15 protein-coding genes and 4 tRNA genes are annotated in these 18,988 nt (G+C 63.0%); 7 read left to right on the top strand and 12 right to left on the bottom strand.

What is annotated here, in order from left to right:
• The first annotated feature begins 8 nt into the window (after positions 1-8).
• The 3 genes from lepB to ACTHNE_RS03180 all read left to right on the top strand — a co-directional run bounded on the left by lepB (position 9) and on the right by ACTHNE_RS03180 (position 1,739).
• Entirely contained in the window at positions 9-707 is a 699-nt protein-coding gene (lepB, locus tag ACTHNE_RS03190) for a signal peptidase I (RefSeq protein ID WP_324936952.1), read from the top strand.
• 74 nt (positions 708-781) lie between these two features.
• Positions 782-871: transfer RNA gene (locus tag ACTHNE_RS03185), tRNA-Ser, on the top strand.
• A 166-nt stretch (positions 872-1,037) separates the two neighbouring features.
• Positions 1,038-1,739, top strand: coding sequence for a PP2C family protein-serine/threonine phosphatase (locus ACTHNE_RS03180; RefSeq protein WP_324936954.1), 702 nt, complete (start codon positions 1,038-1,040; stop codon positions 1,737-1,739).
• 72 nt (positions 1,740-1,811) lie between these two features.
• On the opposite strand, the gene dnaQ is transcribed toward ACTHNE_RS03180, so the two are convergent.
• From dnaQ to ACTHNE_RS03165, 3 genes are read right to left on the bottom strand one after another with little or no spacing between them, the layout of a single operon-like run.
• Complete coding sequence (gene dnaQ, locus ACTHNE_RS03175; protein ID WP_324936956.1) at positions 1,812-2,549, bottom strand: DNA polymerase III subunit epsilon; 738 nt, start codon at positions 2,547-2,549, stop codon at positions 1,812-1,814.
• Positions 2,546-2,989, bottom strand: a complete 444-nt coding sequence (gene rnhA, locus ACTHNE_RS03170) for a ribonuclease HI (RefSeq protein ID WP_324936958.1) — start codon at positions 2,987-2,989, stop codon at positions 2,546-2,548. Before rnhA ends, dnaQ begins: the two co-directional genes overlap by 4 nt.
• A 42-nt stretch (positions 2,990-3,031) precedes the next feature.
• Positions 3,032-3,709: a methyltransferase domain-containing protein gene (locus ACTHNE_RS03165; RefSeq protein ID WP_440268547.1), complete on the bottom strand. Its 678-nt coding sequence runs from the start codon at positions 3,707-3,709 to the stop codon at positions 3,032-3,034.
• Positions 3,710-4,039: 330 nt separating this feature from the next.
• Here ACTHNE_RS03165 and gloB point away from each other — a divergent pair, with 330 nt between their 5' ends.
• Together gloB and ACTHNE_RS03155 are read left to right on the top strand one after the other, a co-directional pair.
• Positions 4,040-4,804 (top strand): hydroxyacylglutathione hydrolase, encoded by a 765-nt coding sequence (gene gloB, locus ACTHNE_RS03160; RefSeq protein ID WP_324936962.1) that lies wholly within the window; start codon positions 4,040-4,042, stop codon positions 4,802-4,804.
• Complete coding sequence (locus ACTHNE_RS03155) at positions 4,801-6,048, top strand: LysM peptidoglycan-binding domain-containing protein (RefSeq protein WP_324936964.1); 1,248 nt, start codon at positions 4,801-4,803, stop codon at positions 6,046-6,048. Before gloB ends, ACTHNE_RS03155 begins: the two co-directional genes overlap by 4 nt.
• A gap of 92 nt (positions 6,049-6,140) precedes the next feature.
• Here the strand turns inward: ACTHNE_RS03155 and ACTHNE_RS03150 are convergent, their stop codons facing one another.
• The 9 genes from ACTHNE_RS03150 to ACTHNE_RS03110 form a co-directional block, all read right to left on the bottom strand.
• On the bottom strand, positions 6,141-8,048 hold the full coding sequence (locus tag ACTHNE_RS03150; protein ID WP_324936966.1) for a SurA N-terminal domain-containing protein: 1,908 nt from the start codon (positions 8,046-8,048) through the stop codon (positions 6,141-6,143).
• An 84-nt stretch (positions 8,049-8,132) separates the two neighbouring features.
• Positions 8,133-8,209: transfer RNA gene (locus tag ACTHNE_RS03145), tRNA-Asp, on the bottom strand.
• 7 nt (positions 8,210-8,216) lie between these two features.
• Positions 8,217-8,291, bottom strand: a tRNA-Val gene (locus tag ACTHNE_RS03140).
• A 17-nt stretch (positions 8,292-8,308) separates the two neighbouring features.
• Positions 8,309-8,581, bottom strand: a complete 273-nt coding sequence (locus tag ACTHNE_RS03135) for an HU family DNA-binding protein (protein ID WP_324936969.1) — start codon at positions 8,579-8,581, stop codon at positions 8,309-8,311.
• 328 nt (positions 8,582-8,909) lie between these two features.
• Positions 8,910-11,408: an endopeptidase La gene (lon, locus tag ACTHNE_RS03130; RefSeq protein WP_440268546.1), complete on the bottom strand. Its 2,499-nt coding sequence runs from the start codon at positions 11,406-11,408 to the stop codon at positions 8,910-8,912.
• Positions 11,409-11,677: 269 nt separating this feature from the next.
• Complete coding sequence (gene clpX, locus ACTHNE_RS03125) at positions 11,678-12,979, bottom strand: ATP-dependent Clp protease ATP-binding subunit ClpX (protein ID WP_440268545.1); 1,302 nt, start codon at positions 12,977-12,979, stop codon at positions 11,678-11,680.
• Between the two features lie 106 nt (positions 12,980-13,085).
• A complete protein-coding gene (clpP, locus tag ACTHNE_RS03120) occupies positions 13,086-13,715 on the bottom strand; it encodes an ATP-dependent Clp endopeptidase proteolytic subunit ClpP (protein ID WP_324937067.1) in 630 nt (209 codons plus the stop codon).
• Positions 13,716-13,918: 203 nt separating this feature from the next.
• The gene (gene tig, locus ACTHNE_RS03115; protein ID WP_324937065.1) at positions 13,919-15,211 is read right to left on the bottom strand and encodes a trigger factor; all 1,293 of its coding nucleotides are present in this window, start codon (positions 15,209-15,211) and stop codon (positions 13,919-13,921) included.
• A gap of 81 nt (positions 15,212-15,292) precedes the next feature.
• Positions 15,293-15,377, bottom strand: a tRNA-Leu gene (locus tag ACTHNE_RS03110).
• A gap of 442 nt (positions 15,378-15,819) precedes the next feature.
• On the opposite strand from ACTHNE_RS03110, the gene ACTHNE_RS03105 reads away from it, so the two are divergent.
• Together ACTHNE_RS03105 and ACTHNE_RS03100 are read left to right on the top strand one after the other, a co-directional pair.
• Complete coding sequence (locus ACTHNE_RS03105) at positions 15,820-16,023, top strand: DUF6229 family protein (protein WP_324937063.1); 204 nt, start codon at positions 15,820-15,822, stop codon at positions 16,021-16,023.
• Positions 16,024-16,129: 106 nt separating this feature from the next.
• The gene (locus ACTHNE_RS03100) at positions 16,130-18,973 is read left to right on the top strand and encodes a type 2 lanthipeptide synthetase LanM family protein (protein ID WP_440268544.1); all 2,844 of its coding nucleotides are present in this window, start codon (positions 16,130-16,132) and stop codon (positions 18,971-18,973) included.
• Positions 18,974-18,988 lie beyond the last annotated feature (15 nt).

Raw genomic sequence — 18,988 nt, 5'->3', positions numbered from 1 at the left:
GGATGACCATGCGCCGCCTGCTGTCCATGCTTTCGCAGAACAAGGGCTTCATCGTCTTCATGCTCGGCATGCTGATGTTCCGCAGCGCGCTCGCCGACTGGAACGTGGTGCCGACAGGCTCGATGCAGCCGACCATCCAGATCGGCGACCGCATCGTGGTCGACAAGGCCGCCTACGACATCCGCCTCCCCTTCACCCATCTATCGCTGATGCACCTGGCCGATCCGCAACGCGGCGACATCGTGGTGCTCGACTCGCACGCCGCCGACGAGAAACTGGTCAAGCGCGTCATCGGCGTCCCCGGCGACGAAGTGGCCATGCGCGACAACGTGCTCTACGTCAACGGCGTTCCCGCCCGCTACAGCCCCGCCACCGTCACCGGCATCCATGATGACCTGCAGGACCCGGCCCGCTACGAAGTGGAACAACTGGGCCACGTACAGCACCTGATCCGCCTGTCGCGCTACTACCCCAGCGATGCCCGCAACTTCGGGCCGGTGACCGTCCCTGCCGGCCAATATTTGTTGCTGGGCGACAACCGCGACAACAGCATGGATTCACGCTACTTCGGCTTCTTTCCACGCAAGGAAATCGTCGGGCGGTCGCGCTACGTGGCGGTGTCGCTGGATCCGGATCACCACTACCTGCCCCGTACCCAGCGGTTGGCGACCCGCCTCGACAGTAACTTGGCTCCAAGAGCCGAATAACCCCGCCACCTGTTGTCACAACCCCGCCCAACACGTATCATGCTCGGCTCGCGCAGGCCCACGCGCACCTTTTCGGAGAGGTGGCAGAGTGGTCGAATGTACCTGACTCGAAATCAGGCGTACGTGTAAGCGTACCGTGGGTTCGAATCCCACCCTCTCCGCCAGTTACAAAAAAACGCCCTTGCAGGGCGTTTTTTTGTAACTGGCGGACAAAAACCCTCCGCTTTGGCGCAGATTTCTCCGGACAATTGGGGTGCGAACAACATCGCAAATTCTTTGCGCCACGCCAGTACATCCGGCATGCTGCGCCCATCCATCCAGCGAATGCCCATGATCGAATTCGGACACGGAACCCATGTCGGTTTGCGCCGCACGCGCAATGAAGACACCTACTATGCCGATGCGGCGCTCGGCCTGTTTCTGGTCGCCGATGGCATGGGCGGGCATCAGCATGGCGAAGTGGCCTCGGCGCTGGCACGGGATGCGATCGTGGCGTCGGTGCGCAAGGGCGCGCCGCTGGCGGAAGCAGTGCACGGTGCGGCGGCGCGGCTGCTGGAGTATGCGCAGCGTTATGACGATGCCCTGCCGATGGGCACCACCGTCGCCGCGATCCGTTTTTCCGAGCAGGAATACGAAGTGGCCTGGGTGGGTGACAGCCGCATCTATCAGTGGAAGGATGGCCTGCGGCAGATCAGCCATGATCATTCGCTGGTGCAGCGGCTGGTCGAGTCCGGCGCGATCGACGAGACGCAGGCGAAGCGCCATCCGCAGCGCAATATTCTCACCCAGGCGCTAGGCATCACGGCACTGGAGCAATTGCACATCAGCATGGCGAAGGGGCGGCTCGAACCCAGGACGAGCTTTCTGGTGTGCAGCGACGGCTTGACCGAGGAAGTGAACGATCGCGCCATCGAAGCGATCATGGCGCGGCGCGATCTGGCGGCGCAGGAATGCCTGGATCACCTGCTGCTGGCGGCGCTGGAGAACGGCGGCACCGATAACATCACGGCGATTCTGGTGCGGGTTCACTGAGTGGTGCACCGTATTTTGGGATAAAGCAAAAGTCGTTGGGCCCCGGCGTTCGCCGGGGCGGCGAGCTCAAGCTTAGGCTCCCAATTCCTGCTTGACCTCAAGCTCCTGCTTGCGCCAGATCGACTGCCCGCCCGCGCTTTTATCCAGCGCATCCAGCCGGCGCATATGCGCGCCGATTTCTTCCTCGCTCGCACGCAGCACACGCGGCCGCCGCGCCAACACCACCGGCGCGATCACCGCGCGAACGCCGCTGGTTTCCGCGCTGCCGTCGAACCCGAGGTCGAGCACAACCTGGCCGGAGGTCATCGCCAGATAGACGTCCGCCAGCAGTTGCGCGTCGATCAGGCCGCCGTGCAGATCGCGCGCGGAATTGTCGACGCCCAGGCGTTTGCATAGCGCGTCCAGGCTGTTGCGCTGGCCGGGATAGCGTTCGCGCGCCATCGCCAAGGTATCGAGCACGTTGCAGCGATCGGCCAGGCAGCCGTAGTGCGCACCGATGCGCGCGAGTTCCGCGTTGATGAAGCCCACGTCGAACGCCGCGTTGTGGATGATCAGCTCGGCGCCATCGATGAAGGCCAGGAATTCATCCACGATTTCAGGGAAGCGCGGCTTGTCGAGCAGGAATTCGTCGGCGATGCCGGTGACTTCGCGCGCGCCTTCGTCGATCGCACGCTCGGGATTGAGATAGGTCTGGTAATGCCGGCCGGTCAGCCGGCGCTCGACCATTTCCACGCAGGCGATTTCGATCAGGCGATGCCCTTGTCGTACTTCAAGGCCCGTGGTCTCCGTATCGAGAAAGATCTGTCTCATGCCAATTTCCTGAATTGTTCCGCCTGCTGCCGCGCGGCCTGATCCACCCGCTCGTTTTCATCATGCCCGCTATGACCGCGCACCCACTGCCAGCGAATTTTATGCGGCGCGGCGGCGCTCGCCAGCCGCTCCCATAGATCCTGGTTCTTGACCGGCTTTTTGTCGGCGGTGCGCCAACCGTTGCTGATCCAGCGCGGCACCCATTCCTCGATGCCTTGCATGACGTAGCGCGAATCGGTAGTAAGCACCACCTGGCAGGGCCGCTTGAGCGCTTCGAGCGCCTCAATGGCGGCGAGCAGTTCCATGCGGTTGTTGGTGGTCTGCGCCTCGCCACCGCTCAGCAACCGTTCGGTGCCCTTGGCTCGCAACAGGGCCGCCCATCCTCCCGGGCCAGGATTGCCGAGGCATGCGCCATCGGTAAACGCTTCCACTTCCGCCACTCGTTCGGCTCCGTTTTGTGTTCTTTTGATCGGGGAAATGACTCAGCTTACCGAACTGCGGCGCGCACCAGGCGCAAGTCCCGCGCGTACCGGCGCCGTCGCGGGCTTGGGACGCAGCCGAATCGGCACGCTCGCTGGCCCCTTCTTGCGCGCGACCAGCACGTAGCCGCCGCCGAGCCAGCCCGGCGTCTTGCCGGTTGGGGCGTTGGACAGCGGCAGCAGTTGCCCTACCCGCTGCACCCGCTCCACCAGCACTTCCGCACGGCGCAGGCGCGCGGCGAGCTCTAGGGGCGACCTGGCGTGCGCGGCGCTACCACGCGTGCGCCAGAGCCACCAGGGCGTCCATCCGCTGAGCGGGCTGATGCCAGTCAGTACCAGCAGCCCGCCAGGCGTCAGCACGCGCACGATCTCATCCAGCGACAACGGGACCAGCTCCAGCGCATGGCGCAGCAGGATCAGGTCGAACGCTCCGTCCAGGAACGGCAGCGGCTCGTTCGCACTGGCCGAGACGTCCCCTCCCAGGCGCCCTTCCGCCAGGCGCAACGTAACCCATTGCCCCAGGTACGGCGGGTTCGGCGGGCCGTCGGCCGCCGCGGCCGAGAGCAGCAATGCCCGGGAACCGGCGCAGCGGCGGACGTCGGGCATGTACGCGACCGTCTCATCGGCCAGCAGACTACGCATGGGCGCACTTGCATAGATGTCCTGGGCGCGCTGTCGCATCTACTGAAGGCCTGTCTGAAGCTATGGGAGGGAGTTTAGCGGTTGGTCCTTACGCCTGGTTACCTGGCGGCCGCCAGGGCCAGGCGAAGCACCCCCCGAGATATTAACCAGCCTCCGACAAAGACGAACCACGGCACAACGCAAATCAGGCGGGTCTCTGGTTAACGCATATCTAACGAACCGGGGACACCCGGGGCCTTATAGTCGTCGATCTCGCGCAAGCCGGACGCCTGCGTCAGTCGATACGAAGGATGTGCCGGCCGTGCTGCATGAGCCTGTGTGCTCACCATGCAACAGCGGCGGGCGCATCCGCAACAGCGGAGATCGCCCTTGCACGTCGTACCGTTACCGGCGCTTGCCGACAACTACATCTGGTTGCTGCACGATGACAACGGTGATGCCATCGTGGTCGATCCCGGCGAAGCGGCGCCGGTGGAAACGGCCCTGCGCGCACGCCAGCTCAAGCTGTGCGCGATTCTGCTGACGCACCATCACAACGATCACATCGGCGGCGCCGAAGCGCTGCGCAAAACCTACGACGTGCCCATCTACGCGCCCGACGACGCCCGCATCGCGATCGCCACCCATCGACTGCAGGATGGCGACACCGTGGTGCTGACGCAGCCGTTCGCGCGCTTCCAGGTGATGGCGGTGCCTGGACACACGCTCAGCCATATCGTGTACGCGGGCGCCGGTGTGCTGTTGTGTGGCGATACGCTGTTCAGTCTCGGCTGCGGTCGGCTGTTCGAAGGCACACCGGCGCAAATGCTGTCCTCGCTGCAGCGCATCGCTTCGTTGCCGGGTGATCTGCTGGTCTGCTGCGGCCACGAATACACCGCCGCCAACGGCCGCTTCGCGCAATCGGTGGAGCCCGACAACCTCGCCCTGCAGCAGCGCGTGGATGAAGTGGCGCGCCTGCGTGCGCAGCATCAACCAAGCGTGCCGGCACCGCTGTCGAGCGAGCTGGCCTGCAATCCATTCCTGCGCGTCGACAGCGAAAGCGTCATCGACTGGTGCAATCGGCATGGCGCCGCCAACGATCCGGTCGCCCGCTTCGCGGCATTGCGCTCGGCCAAGGATGCGTTCCGCGCATGAAGCACACACGACGACTTCTGCCCGCTGCGTTGGCCTCGCTTTTGACCGCATGCGCCACGCCCTCCGTGAACCAGTCGGGCCACATTCCAGCGAAGGTTGCGCCAGCGTCGATTCCGGCACCCGCACCATCCTTGCCTTCGCCGCAGATACAAGCGCCGCAGAGCACGCCCGAGGTGACCACCGCCAATGTGTGGGACAAGCTGCGCGGCAGTTTCGTCATGTCCGATTGCGATGCGGATCCGCAGATCATGGTGTGGGCGCATCGCTACACGCAGAATCCGCAACGCTTCGAAGCACAAATGAGCGATGCGTTGCCGCAGATCGTCTACGTCCAGCAAGCGGCCGAGAAATATGACGTGGCAGGTGAATTCGTGCTGCTGCCGTGGGTGGAAAGCCAGTATCGCCCCGTGCCGGGCCATCGCAATCTACCTGCCGGCATGTGGCAGCTGGTGCAAAGCACGGCGCGTGTGATGGGCCTGCATGTAGAGCGCGGCTACGACGGCCGGCTGGATACCTCCGCCTCGACCGATGGCGTGATGCACATGCTGCATGACTATTACAACCAGTTGCACGACTGGCGCTTGGTCGACTACGCCTTCAATCGCGGCGAATTCGGCGTGCAACGCCTGGTGCAGCAGCATGGTACGCCGCCGGACGAACCGGCCATTCCGAAATTGCCGGTGCCGCGTATTACCCGCGAGCATCTCACCAAATTGCTGGCCATCTCCTGCGTGGTGCGCGATCCCTCGCGCTTCCGCGTCGATCTGCCCACCCTGCCTGCCGACCAGCATCTGGAAACGGTGGAGGTGAACCGCAGCATGTCCTTGTCCGTCGCGGCGGATCATGCGGGCATGGATACAGATGCTCTGAAGCGGCTGAACCCCGCGCTGCAAAGCAATTTTCTGGACACGGACGGCCCCGGGCACCTGCTGATGCCGCATCGCAACGCCGAACAACTGCGCAACGCCATGCAGATCGCCAACGCGCAGGACATGACCGCCAGCGTTTCGTCCACGGTTCCCCTGCATGCACCCTATGCGGCGGACAAGGCACAGGATGATGAAGACCAGGCGCAAGCGCCGCGTCACGCAAGCACACACGTCGTGCGTCCCGGCGAAAGCCTATGGCAGATCGCGCGCAATTATTCCACCAGCGTCAGCACGCTCGAGCGCTTGAATCATCTGCATGGCAAGGCGCTGAAGCCGGGTCAGATGCTCAAGGTCGGTTCGTCCGGCAAGCACTGACGTCGAGCAGCCGAATCACTGTTCCACATCGTTCAACGAAAAAAGGCGGCCCTTCCGAGCCGCCTTTTCTTTGCGCGATCGTTTGCGCTTGATTACATGCGGTCCTTGGCGACCTCGATCTTCGCCTTGGACTTGAGCATGTCGACCAGACCCTGCGCTTCCATCGCCGCGTAGACCTGCACCATCTGGCGATAGAGCTGCTGGCGGTCGTCGGCGGTCAGCTTGGACAGATCGCCCCCTTGCACCTTGTCCACGGCCAGGATGGCGTAGCTGCCGTGATCGAGCGCGACACTGGCGTACTGCGGTTTGCCGTCGGCCGCCGGATGCGGCGTCTTGAACGCCTGCGTCAGCACGGGTTGCGGTACGCCCTGCTGCACGCGCTGCGCCTGGTTCACGCTCTGCAGGTCGGCATGCTCGGCCTTGGCCACGGCGGCGATGTCTTCGCCCTTGCCAAGACGCTGCACCAGTACATCGGCCTTCTTGCTGGCCGCTTCGGCAATGCGCTGGTCCAGGATCTTCTGCACGATGGCGTCATGCACTTCGGCGACCGGCTTGACCGAGGCCGGCACGTGCCTGTCCACGCGCACGACGACAGAATCGTTCTTGCCGAGATTGATCAGCGGCGAATTGTTGCCGGCCACGAGCACGTCGTTGGAGAACGCCGCGGCCACCAGCTTCGGATTGGCGGCGATGCCCTGCCCGCCCTGGCGACCGAACAGCGGCGTTTCCTTGATCTCAAGCTTCAGCGCCTGCGCGGCGGGCTCCAGCGAGCCGGGATTCTGCGAGGTCAGGTCGGTCATCTTGCCGGCCGTTTCGTTGTAGACGCGATCGCGCTCACCGGTGGTGGCTTCTTTCAGCAATTGATCGCGCACCTGCTCGAACGGCTTGGTCTGGCCGCTGCGAATGTCGCGCAGGTAGATGATGTGATAGCCCTCGTCGGACAGCACCGGTTTGGAGATCTGTCCTTTCTGCAGCGCGAACATCGCCGCATCGAACGCGGGATTGGTCACGCCTTTCTGCAACCAGCCCAGGTCGCCGCCTTGCAGTTTGGAACCCAAGTCGTCCGAATCCTGCTGGGCCAGCTTGGCGAAGTTGGCCGGCGTGGCTTCGGCAGCGATTTTCTCGGCTTTTTCCAGCGCGGCTTTCTGCTGCGCGGGCGTGGCGTTTTTCGGCACGTTGATCAGGATGTGCGACACCTCGCGCTCTTCCGGCATGCCGAAACGAGAGAGTTCGCTCTGATAGCGCTTTTTCAGTTCTTCATCGGTGGGTTGCGTATCGGCTTTCAGATCCGCGCCATTCACTTCGATGTATTTCAGCGACACCTGTTCCGGATTCATGAAATCCGCCTGGTGCGCCTTGTAGTAATCCTGCACTTGCGCGTCGGTGACCTGGCTGTCTTCCGGGGCCGGACGCGGCAGCACGAAATAGCGGATGTCCCGGCGCTGCAGTTTCAGATCCAGATAGCGGTCGATGTCGGCCGGCGTCACGATCGTGCTGCTGCTGATCGCATCCTGCAACAAGCTGCTTTCCATCTGGGTGCGCAAGCCATCCTGATAGGCCTGCGGCGTCATGCCGGCGCCAGCGAGCTGCGCGCGGTACATGTTTTGATCGAACTTGCCGTCGACCTGGAACGCCGGCTGCGAGGCGATGGCGTCGCGCAGCGCCTGATCCGACACGCGCATGCCCAGATCTTCGTTGGCCTGCAGCAGCACTTGCTGGTTGATCAGCTCGTCCAGCACCTGCTGCTTGAATTGGGGTTTGTCGAACACGCTGGCGTCGAACTGGTCGCCCAGTTGTGCGCGCTGCTGCTGACGGATGCGGTTGATGGTGTCCTGGAACTGCTGCTGGCTGATTTCGCGCTTGCCGACCTTGGCCACGAAGGTTTCAACATGGGAGTTGAAGTAGCCTTCGATGCCGAAGAACGACATGGCGAATACGGCAATGCCCAGCACGATAATGGCCGGCCATCCATGTATTTTGTCACGTAGTGACTGCAGCATGAGCTCTTCCCGCGATGATGTTTGCGCGTCGCCGCGCGTTGACCTTAAACGACAAAGGCGCCACGGGGGCGCCCTTGCAAACCGTGGCGGAGCGGACGGGACTCGAACCCGCGACCTCCGGCGTGACAGGCCAGCATTCTAACCGACTGAACTACCGCTCCACGTTACTGGTGGGTGCTGTAGGGATCGAACCTACGACCCTCGCCTTGTAAGGGCGACGCTCTACCGCTGAGCTAAGCACCCGGACCCTAGCGGGCCGCTTAGTTTAGGGCGTCCTTGAGCGACTTGCCAGCCTTGAAGGCCGGAACCTTGGACGCGGCGATCTTGATCTCTTCGTTCGTGCGGGGGTTGCGGCCGGTACGAGCGGCGCGGCTGCGCACGGTGAAGGTACCGAAGCCGACGACCGAGACGTCGTCGCCGCCTTGCAGCGCCTTCTGCACGGTCTCGAAGAACGCTTCGAGCGCACGGCCTGCGTCGGCCTTGGTCAGTTCGGCTTTTTCGGCGACGGCATTGATCAGATCGGTTTTATTCATTGAGTTACTCCCTTAAACAGGTATTCGGCCCGCGGAACGGTTGGGATTGGGACAACGCGGGAAAGGATCGTTGGCATCGTGCAGGGCGCTGCCTCGCAGACCCGCATCGCTGTGTATGGCTGGCGCCCAGGATGGCGGTGAGCCTTTATACCAGCGCCCCCAAGGGTCCGCAATACAAGCTGCACCAACGCATTGCGCGATGTTCAGCAGTGCGCGTTCGCGCATCGCCAGAAGCTATGCAAAGCGCATCCGGCCGTGCTAAGCACGCCTGAAAAAAAGGCGACACGGAATACGTGCCGCCTGTCACAAACCTCAATGCAACGATCAATCAATGCGGGCGTGCTGGCGTTTCCGCTCCATCGTCGTGCTGGGCTACCGCTTCAGTCGTGGCGGCGGCGGTCTCGCTCGGTTCCTTCGCCAACGGTTGCAGCGGACGTTCCAGTGCAATGTCGAGCACTTCATCGATCCAGCGCACGGGATGGATGTCCAGCGAACTGGTGATGTTCTCCGGAATATCGGCCAGATCCTTGCGGTTTTCGTCCGGAATGATCACGGTGGTGATGCCGCCGCGGTGCGCCGCGAGCAGTTTCTCCTTCAAGCCGCCGATCGGCAGCACACGACCGCGCAGCGTGATTTCGCCGGTCATCGCCACTTCGGAGCGCACCGGCACCTTGGTGAGCGCGGACACCAGCGCCGTGCACATCGCGATGCCCGCGCTCGGGCCATCTTTCGGTGTGGCGCCTTCCGGCACGTGGATGTGCAGGTCGAATTTCTCGTGGAAATCCTTGTCGATGCCAAGCTGGTCGGCACGCGCACGCACCACCGACAACGCGGCCTGGATGGATTCCTTCATCACGTCGCCAAGCTGCCCGGTATGCACCTGACGTCCCTTGCCGGGCACGATCGACGCTTCGATGCTGAGCAGATCGCCGCCCACCTGCGTCCATGCCAGACCGGTCACCAGGCCCACTTCGTTCTGCTGTTCCTTACGGCCGAAATCGAAGCGGCGCACACCGAGATATTTCTCGAGGTTGTCGGAATTGACCGCGACCTTGCCGGGCACCGCCTTCGCCTTCTTCTTGCCGGCCTTGGCCGGTTCGGCGCCTTCTTTCAGTTCACCCAGCGTCAGTTGCTTGACCACCTTGCGGCAGATCTTGGAAATCTCGCGTTCCAGATTGCGCACACCCGACTCGCGCGTGTAGTAGCGCACGATGTCGCGCACCGCTTCGCCGTCCACGGTGACTTCGTCCGGCTTCAGGCCGTTGGCCTTGATCTGCTTCGGCAGCAGGTATTTCAGCGCGATCGCGAGCTTTTCGTCTTCGGTGTAACCCGGAATGCGGATGACTTCCATGCGGTCCAGAAGCGGGCCAGGAATGTTCAGCGAGTTGGCGGTGGCCACCCACATCACTTCGGAGAGGTCCAGGTCCACTTCCAGGTAGTGGTCGTTGAACGCGTGGTTCTGCTCCGGATCGAGCACTTCCAGCAACGCCGAAGACGGATCGCCGCGGAAATCCATCGACATCTTGTCGATCTCATCCAGCACGAACAGCGGATTCTTGCTGCCAACCTTGTTCATGTTCTGCACGATGCGGCCCGGCATCGAACCGATGTAGGTGCGGCGATGGCCACGGATCTCCGCTTCGTCGCGCACACCGCCGAGGCTCATGCGGACGAACTTGCGGTTGGTCGCCTTGGCGATCGACTGGCCGAGCGAGGTCTTGCCCACGCCGGGCGGGCCGACCAGGCACAGGATCGGGCCCTTCATGGTGCTGACGCGCTGCTGCACAGCGAGATATTCGAGGATGCGTTCCTTCACCTTCTCCAGGCCGAAGTGATCGGCATCCAGCACTTGCTGCGCGAGCGCGAGATCCTTGCGCACCTTGCTGCGCTTCTTCCACGGCACGCCGATCAGCCAATCGAGGTAGTTGCGCACCACCGTGGCTTCGGCCGACATCGGCGACATCTGCTTGAGCTTGCCGAATTCCTGGCGCGCCTTAGCCAGCACCGGCTTGGGCATGCCGGCGTCTTCGATTTTCTTTTGCAGTTCCTCGATTTCGTTCGGGCCTTCCTCACCCTCGCCCAGTTCCTTCTGGATCGCCTTCATCTGCTCGTTGAGGTAGTACTCGCGCTGACTCTTTTCCATCTGCGACTTCACGCGGCCGCGGATGCGCTTTTCTACCTGCTGCAGATCGATTTCGCTGTCGACCAGGCCGATCAGCAATTCCAGGCGCTGGCCGACGTCGGCCGTTTCCAGCACTTTCTGCTTGTCTGCCATGCGCACGGACAGATGCGCAGCGATGGAGTCGGCCAGGCGCGAAGGATCATCGATGCCCGACAACGTCGCCAACACTTCCGGCGGCAGCTTGCGGCTCTGCTTGACCAGTTGTTCGAACAGCGACACGAGCGTGCGTGACACGACGTCCAGTTCGCGCTCTTTCAAGCCGTACACCGGCTCGATGACGCGCGAGCGTGCGGTGAGCATGCCGCTCTCGTCCTGGTATTGCTCGATCGCCACGCGTGCCTGGCCTTCGACCAGCACTTTCACCGTGCCGTCGGGAAGCTTCAGCAATTGCAGCACGCCGGCGAGCGTGCCGATCTCGTGCAGATCCTTGATGGCCGGATCGTCGATATCCGGGCTCTTCTGTGCGACCAGCAGAATTTGCCGTTCGCCCTCCATGGCACGTTCTAGCGCGCGCATGGATTTGTCGCGCCCCACAAACAATGGAATCACCATCTGCGGATACACGACCACGTCGCGCAGCGGAAGCACCGGCAGTACGTCCAGGGCGGCGCCAGTAGCAGTGGAGATTGCGGCACTTTTTGCCATCGGAGGGTTTCTCTCGCGAATGTAAGTTGGGAAGTCTTCGAGCAGTCGTCCTGGCTACTCTTCAGCATCGACCGTTCCGGTGTTGCACGTCTGGATTTGCGCGGCGCATCCTGCGCCACTCGGTCGACGACCCCGACACTGCGCCGAGGCCATTGACTCGTCAAGTGGAGGCATCACTCAGCGCATACAAGTGCTGACGCTGTAACAGAAAACATACGGCCCCGGCGGAGTCCGCCGAGGCCGTAGGAGGCTTGCTTTTTGAGCGGAGATCAGGCGGCTGCGTCGCCGCTTTCGCTACCGATGCGCGCCTGTTGCTGCAGGTTTCCGCGATAGATGAGATACGGCTCGGCCTGTCCTTCGATCACCGCATCGTCCACCACCACCTTGCTGACGTGCTCCAGCGAAGGCAGCTCGTACATGGTGTCGAGTAGCACCTGCTCGAGGATGGTGCGCAAGCCACGCGCGCCTGTCTTGCGCTTGAGCGCCTTGCGGGCGATGGCTTGCAGCGCTTCCGGACGGAACTCCAGCTCCACTCCTTCCATCTCGAACAGTTTGCGGAACTGCTTGGTGACGGCGTTGCGCGGCTCGGTGAGGATTTTCACCAGCGCCGGTTCGTCCAGCTCATCCAAGGTGGCGACCACCGGCAGGCGGCCGACGAATTCCGGAATCAGGCCGAAGCGCACCAGGTCCGACGGCTCCACTTCCGCCAGCACCTTGCCGAGGTTTTCCGTACGTTCTTTCGAACGCACTTCGGCGGCAAAGCCGATGCCGATGGTTTCGGAGCGCTGCTGGATGACCTTTTCCAGGCCGGCAAACGCACCACCGCAAATGAACAGGATGTTCTTGGTGTCGACCTGCAGGAATTCCTGCTGCGGGTGCTTGCGACCGCCCTGCGGCGGCACTGACGCCAGCGTGCCTTCGATCAGCTTGAGCAGCGCCTGCTGCACGCCTTCGCCGGACACGTCGCGGGTGATCGACGGGTTTTCGCTCTTGCGCGAGATCTTGTCGATCTCGTCGATGTAGACGATGCCCGACTGCGCCTTTTCGACGTCGTAGTCGCACTTCTGCAACAGCTTTTGGATAATGTTTTCCACGTCCTCGCCCACGTAACCGGCTTCGGTCAGCGTGGTGGCGTCGGCGATGGTGAACGGCACGTTGAGCAGGCGCGCCAGCGTTTCGGCCAGGAGCGTCTTGCCCGAGCCGGTCGGGCCGATAAGCAGGATGTTGGATTTGCCCAGCTCGATATCGTCGCTGCGCTGGCGCGATTCCATCCGCTTGTAATGGTTGTAGACCGCGACGGCCAGCGCCTTCTTGGCGCGCGTCTGCCCGACCACATACTGGTCGAGGGTCTCCATGATCTCCTTGGGCTTGGGCAGCTGGCTACGCCCGGAGGCGGCCTTCTCTTCCAGCTCCTCGCGGATGAGGTCGTTGCACAGCTCCACGCACTCGTCGCAGATGAACACGGATGGACCCGCGATCAGCTTGCGCACCTCATGCTGGCTCTTGCCGCAGAAGGAGCAGTAAAGAATCTTGCCGCTGTCGTTGGAACGGCCCTGCCGCTCGTCAGTCATTCGTTTGATCCTGCTAGAAAATCCCGGTACGGGTCGAGAATAGCACAGGGTTCCGAGTCCGCACCCGGACGCGGAACCCCGTTTCCCAGGGGTGAATCGGCTGAAATCAGGCCGACTTGACGGTTTCGACGGCGCGGCGGTCCAGAACGGCGTCGATCAGGCCGTAATCCCTGGCTTGTTCGGCGCTCATGAAACGATCGCGTTCCATATCACGTTCGATCCTATCGAGCGACTGACCGGTGTGATGGACGTAGATGTCGTTCAGGCGGCGACGCAGGTACAGGATTTCCTGAGCCTGGATCTCGATGTCGGTGGCCTGGCCGCGCGCGCCGCCCGAAGGCTGATGGATCATCACGCGCGAATTGGGCAGCGAATAGCGCTTGCCCTTGGCGCCGGCCATCAGCAGCAGCGATGCGGCGCTGCAGGCCTGGCCGACGCACATGGTGCTGACGTCGGGCTTGATGAACTGCATGGTGTCGTAGATCGCCAAACCCGCGGTGACGGCGCCGCCGGGGCTGTTGATGTAGAGATGGATGTCCTTGTCGGGATTTTCCGATTCAAGGAACAGCATCTGCGCCACCAGCAGGTTGGCCACCTGGTCGTTCACTTCGCCGACCAGGAAGATCACGCGTTCCTTCAGCAGGCGCGAGTAGATGTCATACGAACGCTCGCCGCGAGCGGTCTGCTCGACGACGATCGGCACCAGGTTGAGGTTCTGGATCGGGTCCATGGCCATGCGTGCGGCTCTCCGGATGTGGGACTAATGACGATTCGTATGTTCGAGCCAGACTAGCAGGTCGGGAAATCCCTCCGCTAGCAAAGTCGACGAAAACCCGCCGCGAATCGGGCATGTTTTGCATGCTCGATTCGCGGAGCCTACGTTCGAAGATGAATCGAACCTCGCGCGTTGACGGGTGCGCCGGGCCTGATCGAATCGTCTCAGGCGCCGACCGGACGCATGACTTCGTCGAAGCTCAGGTTCTGCACGGTGCTATTGGCGTGCTCGGCCACCCACTCGGCTACCTGATCTTCCATGACGCGGTTCTGCAGTCCGGACATCAATTGGGGATCGCCGTTGTAGAGTTCAATGACCTTCTCCGGCTCCTCATAGGTCGAGGCGATCGCCGCGAGCTGCTCGGCCAGGCGGGTACGGTCCAGCTTGAGCTCGTTCTTGCGGGCGAGCTCGCCCATCAGGAGGCCGGCGATGACGCGCAGGCGCGCGGCCGGCATGGCGGCGTCGACCAGCTGCGGCGGGGGCTGCTGGCCGCGCGGCACACTGCCAGCCGCCAGGTTGCGTGCTTCGCCCTGCACCATCATGTTCGGCACTTCCAGGTCACTGTGCTTCTGGGCCAGCTTCTCGGCTACCTGGGACTTCAGGCGGCCCATCAGGGCGGCCTTGAGCTCGCGCTCCAGGTTGGCGCGCACTTCCTTGCGGAAGTGGTCCATATCGCCATCGTCGATGCCGAACAGGGTGATGAACTCGGCGTCCACTTCCGGCAGGCGCGGCTCCTGCACCTTCACGATATGGAAGTTCACCTTGGCGGTCTTGCCGGCGAGTTGCTCGTTGCGGAAGTCGGCCGGGAATTCGATCTCGCTCTCGAACGATTCGCTCGCCTTGCGGCCGGTGAGCGCGCCGTCCAGCGCCTTGAACAGGGTGCCCGAACCGAGCACGCTGCCGGCGCGTTCCTGGCCTTCGGCCGGGAAACGGTAGTCGCCGGCGACAGCGTCGTATTCGAACATCACGAAATCGCCCTCGACAGAGGGTCGCTCGACGTCATGAAAGCTGCGGCGCTGCTGGCGCAGCGTTTCGATCATCTTCTCGACGTCCGCGTCGGTGACTTCGGCGACCGGGCGGGCGATTTCCAGCGCGGCGACATCGATCTCGGGAAACTCCGGCATCACTTCGAACGTGGCCGTGTAGGCGATTTCGCCATTTTCCGGCTGGCCGGTGGTGTCGATGGCCGGGTTGGCGACGGGACGCAGGTTTTCCTTCTCGAAGGCTTCGCGCAGCGTGCTGCTGATCAGGTCCGAGAGCACTTCGCCACGCACCTGCGCGCCGAAGCGCTGCTGGATCACGTTGGCCGGCACCTTGCCCGGGCGGAAACCCTTCAGGCGAACCGTGCGGCTCATCTCGGCGATGCGCGCGCTGACCTGCGATTCGAAGCGCTCGGCCGGGAATTTGACCGTGAGCTTGCGCTCGAGCTTGCCGACGTTTTCAACCGAGAACTGCATGACGTCTCCTGGAATGTCCTGTAATGGCCCGTGACGGCGCCGCGGCGGCACGGCCGCCTGCAAATAAAACGCAAGGTCCGATGGTGCGAAAGAAGGGACTCGAACCCTTACGGGGTTACCCGCTGGAACCTAAATCCAGTGCGTCTACCAATTCCGCCACTTTCGCATCGTTCGCCGGATTAAGCTGCGGATTCCCAACGACTTTCTTGGGTCACCAAGACCGTCGAATGCCTGCCCTGCCGCGACCTGGGGCGATGGCTACCCTGCGCCAAAGAGACGCATTTTACGGTTTGGCGACGGCCCAGCACAAGCGCATGGGACCTGCATTTGTGGCTATTGCTGCAATGCAAAACAATCTCGCCACGACCAGCCGCGCATACCTCTACGCTCATCACATACCGGCGATTGACACCGCGATCGGCCCCGGCGCAACGTAGTCCCGGTTTGCCGGCAACCGCTTGACTGACAGTGGCTTTCATCCGCCGGCAGACCGTGTGTCCATGTGTGTCAACGTACTGAACGGCTCGGATTCGGGGCCGCGTCAACATGTGGCTACCGACATCCACGCCTTCACTGTTTCTAACTCTTGCTTCGCAAAGGAGATGGTTATGCAACAGATTGATGAAGTCGTTTCGGGTTGGCTGAGTGGCGAAGAAGGCCTGGACAATCCCGCAGGCCCGCTCTACATCGAAGGTACCGCCGCGACCGAAGCGGCGCTGACCGATCCGGGTATCGGCAAGGTGCTCATCTCGGGCGCCACCACGTGCTCGTACAGCGGCAAGATTTGCGCGCAAGCCTGCTTCTGCTGTTGATCTGAACGGCCAACGCGCAGCGTTCGTGCCATGCGCTGCGCGTTGGCATCTCGATCCATTCTTTAGCGCACGCGGCTCTTCCACAGCCACGGCAAGGAACCTGCCTGTGTCGACGGTTACCGAAACGAACGCTCCTGATTCCTTTGCGCCCGTCATCCTGGGCTTTACCGCACCGGCCCGCGCCATGTTCGCCGCACGCCTGGCCGAACTCGCGCCGGCGTTGGCGGCCGATGAGGCACAGTTGATCCGCGACGCCTGCGATGAGGCACTCAACACCAACGCCAGCCTCAAGCTCAATCGTGTGCTGCTGTTGGAAATGCATGCCGCCAAGCGCGCCGGTGAATTGACCGCAGCCGACGAAGCGGCGTGCTTTGCGCAATTCGTTGAGCACGCCTTGCAGCCCGTATTTCTGGACCATCTCAATCAACGCTATTGCGGCCTGCATGCGCGCCTCTCGCGCGCGCTCCATGCGCAACGCAGCGCGATCGAAGCACTGGTGGCGCGTTTCATTGCCGATCGCCCACGGCTTTCTGAGTTGCCCGGGCAGCCTGCTGGACAGCTCGTTGCACTCCACCTTGGCCAGGGCGATCTGCATGGTGGCGGACAATCCGTGGCCCGGCTGACACTCGAACATGGCGAGGTCATCTACAAACCTCGCTCGCTGCGCATCGACTGTGTGCTGGAAACATTCCTGGCGCGAATTTTTGGCGATGATGCTGACCGCATCCGCGTGCCCGCCGTGTTGGACTGCGGCGACTACGGTTGGGCCGCATTCGTCGCGCAGCGTTATTGCAGTGATGAAGCGCAGCTGCGCACGTTCTATCGCAACCTGGGGCGTTGGCTGGCGGTGCTGCGGCTGCTTGGCGGCACCGACATCCACCAGGAGAACCTGATCGCCTGCGGACCGGTGCCGGTGGTGATCGACGTCGAAAGCCTGTTCTGCATGATGCCCAAGACCGAACCCTCGCCTTATGGCGACGCGTTCGACGTGGCGTCCGAACTGATCCGCAACTCCGTACTGCGTACCGGCATCGTGCCTTATCGCGCCCCGGCGCTGGGCTTTTTCGGCGTCGACATGTCCGCCGCCGGCGCACTGCCCGGGCAACAGCCGCAAGTGCACGTGCCGGTCATCGCGCAGGAAGGCACCACCGAAGCGCGACTGGAAGTCATCAACGTGGATGTGCAGCGCGCACAGAACCATCCCAGTCCTGATCCGGACGTATCCAAATATTGGAACCACATCAGCGAGGGCTTTCTTGACGTCACCGCGCGTTTCCGGGCACGGGATGCGCGGGGTGAACTGCTGCAGTTGCTTGCTGGTTTCGAAGGCTGCCAGGCGCGTGACATTCGCCGTGCCACGCAGGCCTATGTGGAAATCGGCCGCATGCTGTGGCATCCGGCATCGTTGCACGACGAAGCCAAGGCGATCGAACGCGCGCGCGATTTGCTGGCGCGCAATGCCGCGGTGATGCCGCAGGCGCCATCGACGCAGGCGGAAATCGCTTCGGAGATCGATGATCTGCGCTACGGCGACGTGCCGATCTTCGCCGCGCCGTTGACGCGCGCGCGCATTGACGATGCCGTAGCCGATTGGCGCGCCATGCGCTTGGAACTGGAAGAACTGACGGTACGCAGTGCGCTCGTCGCCACGCACCTCAATCTTTCCGACGACGAACCGCAAGATGATCGCGCCGCGCGTCACTATGCCGCCCGCCATCCCCACGCGGATCAGCTCGATCAACGTCGACGCAAACTGGCGACCGAAGCGGTCGAGCGCCTGTTGCGCCTTTCGGTGCATGGCAAGGATGGCTCGATCACCTGGATCACGCCGGAGGTGAATCGCGCGGGCTGGCAGGTGCAGCCGTTGGCGACGGATCTGTATTTCGGCCTGGGCGGGGTAGTGGTGGCGTTGGCTGGCTATATGCACGAAACCGCGCAAGGCCGCGCCGACGCCGTGATGGGTATCGAAGAAACCTTGAACGGCGCCCTGCAGGTACTGCGCGCCATGGAGGTGGACGAACAGCAGGAACTGTCTGGCGGATTCACCGGCTATGGCGCGCAGATATGGACATGGCTGAGCTTGCACGATCTGCAGCAAAACGCCGAATACCTGGAGCGTGCCATCCATTTTGCCGAGGCCTTGGCGCGCTTGGGCTTCGAGAGCGACAAGGCGTACGACATACTCGGCGGCGCATCCGGCGCGATTCCGCCACTGCTCGGCCTGGCGCACGCCACCGGCGATCAGCGCTGGCTTGACTTGGCCGCGCGCGCAGCGAACCGGCTTGCAGCGACGGCCGTGATCGAAGGCTCCACCGCGTACTGGCCCACCATGCGCACGCCAGATCCGATCGGTGGATTCGCGCACGGCTCCATGGGGATCGCCTGGTCGCTGTCGCGGCTGCTATTGACCGGCGCGGGCAACGCCACCGAGCGGGCGCGATGGCACGACATCGCCGGCAAGGGTTTCCATCTGCAGTGCGAGCAGTACGACGAAACCGTCGGCAACTGGTTCGTCACGCAGCAAGGCGTGCGCCGCGAAAGCTTCCACAACTGGTGCTACGGCAGCGTGGGTATCGGCATGGCCGCCGGCGATCTCTACGCGCGCAGCGGCGATCCGAAATACCTGCACACGCTGCGTCGCGCGGTCGCTGCCGGGCGGGACAAATGGGGTTCCAGCCACACGCTGTGCCACGGCGATTTTTCGCTGTGGGAATGGCTGGTGCGCGCCGCGCAGTGGGATCCCGAAGGTTGCGCGCTGGAGGCGATCCATCCCGCCGCGCGCGTCGTTTCGGCGATCGAAGAGCACGGCGGCATCGTCGGCGGCATGGCGCGCGACGCGTTCACGCCCGGACTGATGACAGGATTGGCCGGCGCGATCTACAGCCTCAACCGCATGCACCCGGCATGCACCCTGCCCTCGCCCTTGCTGCTTGAAACCAGGTTGTCGTAAAGGCCAGGCATACGC

The sequence above is a fragment of the Dyella sp. genome (genome assembly GCF_051954575.1).
Lineage (GTDB): Bacteria > Pseudomonadota > Gammaproteobacteria > Xanthomonadales > Rhodanobacteraceae > Dyella_B.
This window is presented reverse-complemented; position numbering and strand designations above follow the sequence as displayed.

Excerpts from the sequence above, each read along its gene's own strand:
- lepB (WP_324936952.1), top strand. The coding sequence starts at position 9 with ATGCGCCGCCTGCTGTCCATGCTTTCGCAGAACAAGGGCTTCATCGTC.
- ACTHNE_RS03105 (WP_324937063.1), top strand. The coding sequence starts at position 15,820 with ATGCAACAGATTGATGAAGTCGTTTCGGGTTGGCTGAGTGGCGAAGAA.
- tig (WP_324937065.1), bottom strand. The coding sequence starts at position 15,211 with ATGCAGTTCTCGGTTGAAAACGTCGGCAAGCTCGAGCGCAAGCTCACG.
- dnaQ (WP_324936956.1), bottom strand. The coding sequence starts at position 2,549 with ATGAGACAGATCTTTCTCGATACGGAGACCACGGGCCTTGAAGTACGA.
- ACTHNE_RS03155 (WP_324936964.1), top strand. The coding sequence starts at position 4,801 with ATGAAGCACACACGACGACTTCTGCCCGCTGCGTTGGCCTCGCTTTTG.
- ACTHNE_RS03135 (WP_324936969.1), bottom strand. The coding sequence starts at position 8,581 with ATGAATAAAACCGATCTGATCAATGCCGTCGCCGAAAAAGCCGAACTG.
- clpP (WP_324937067.1), bottom strand. The coding sequence starts at position 13,715 with ATGGCCATGGACCCGATCCAGAACCTCAACCTGGTGCCGATCGTCGTC.
- clpX (WP_440268545.1), bottom strand. The coding sequence starts at position 12,979 with ATGACTGACGAGCGGCAGGGCCGTTCCAACGACAGCGGCAAGATTCTT.
- lon (WP_440268546.1), bottom strand. The coding sequence starts at position 11,408 with ATGGCAAAAAGTGCCGCAATCTCCACTGCTACTGGCGCCGCCCTGGAC.
- ACTHNE_RS03180 (WP_324936954.1), top strand. The coding sequence starts at position 1,038 with ATGATCGAATTCGGACACGGAACCCATGTCGGTTTGCGCCGCACGCGC.
- ACTHNE_RS03150 (WP_324936966.1), bottom strand. The coding sequence starts at position 8,048 with ATGCTGCAGTCACTACGTGACAAAATACATGGATGGCCGGCCATTATC.
- ACTHNE_RS03165 (WP_440268547.1), bottom strand. The coding sequence starts at position 3,709 with ATGCGACAGCGCGCCCAGGACATCTATGCAAGTGCGCCCATGCGTAGT.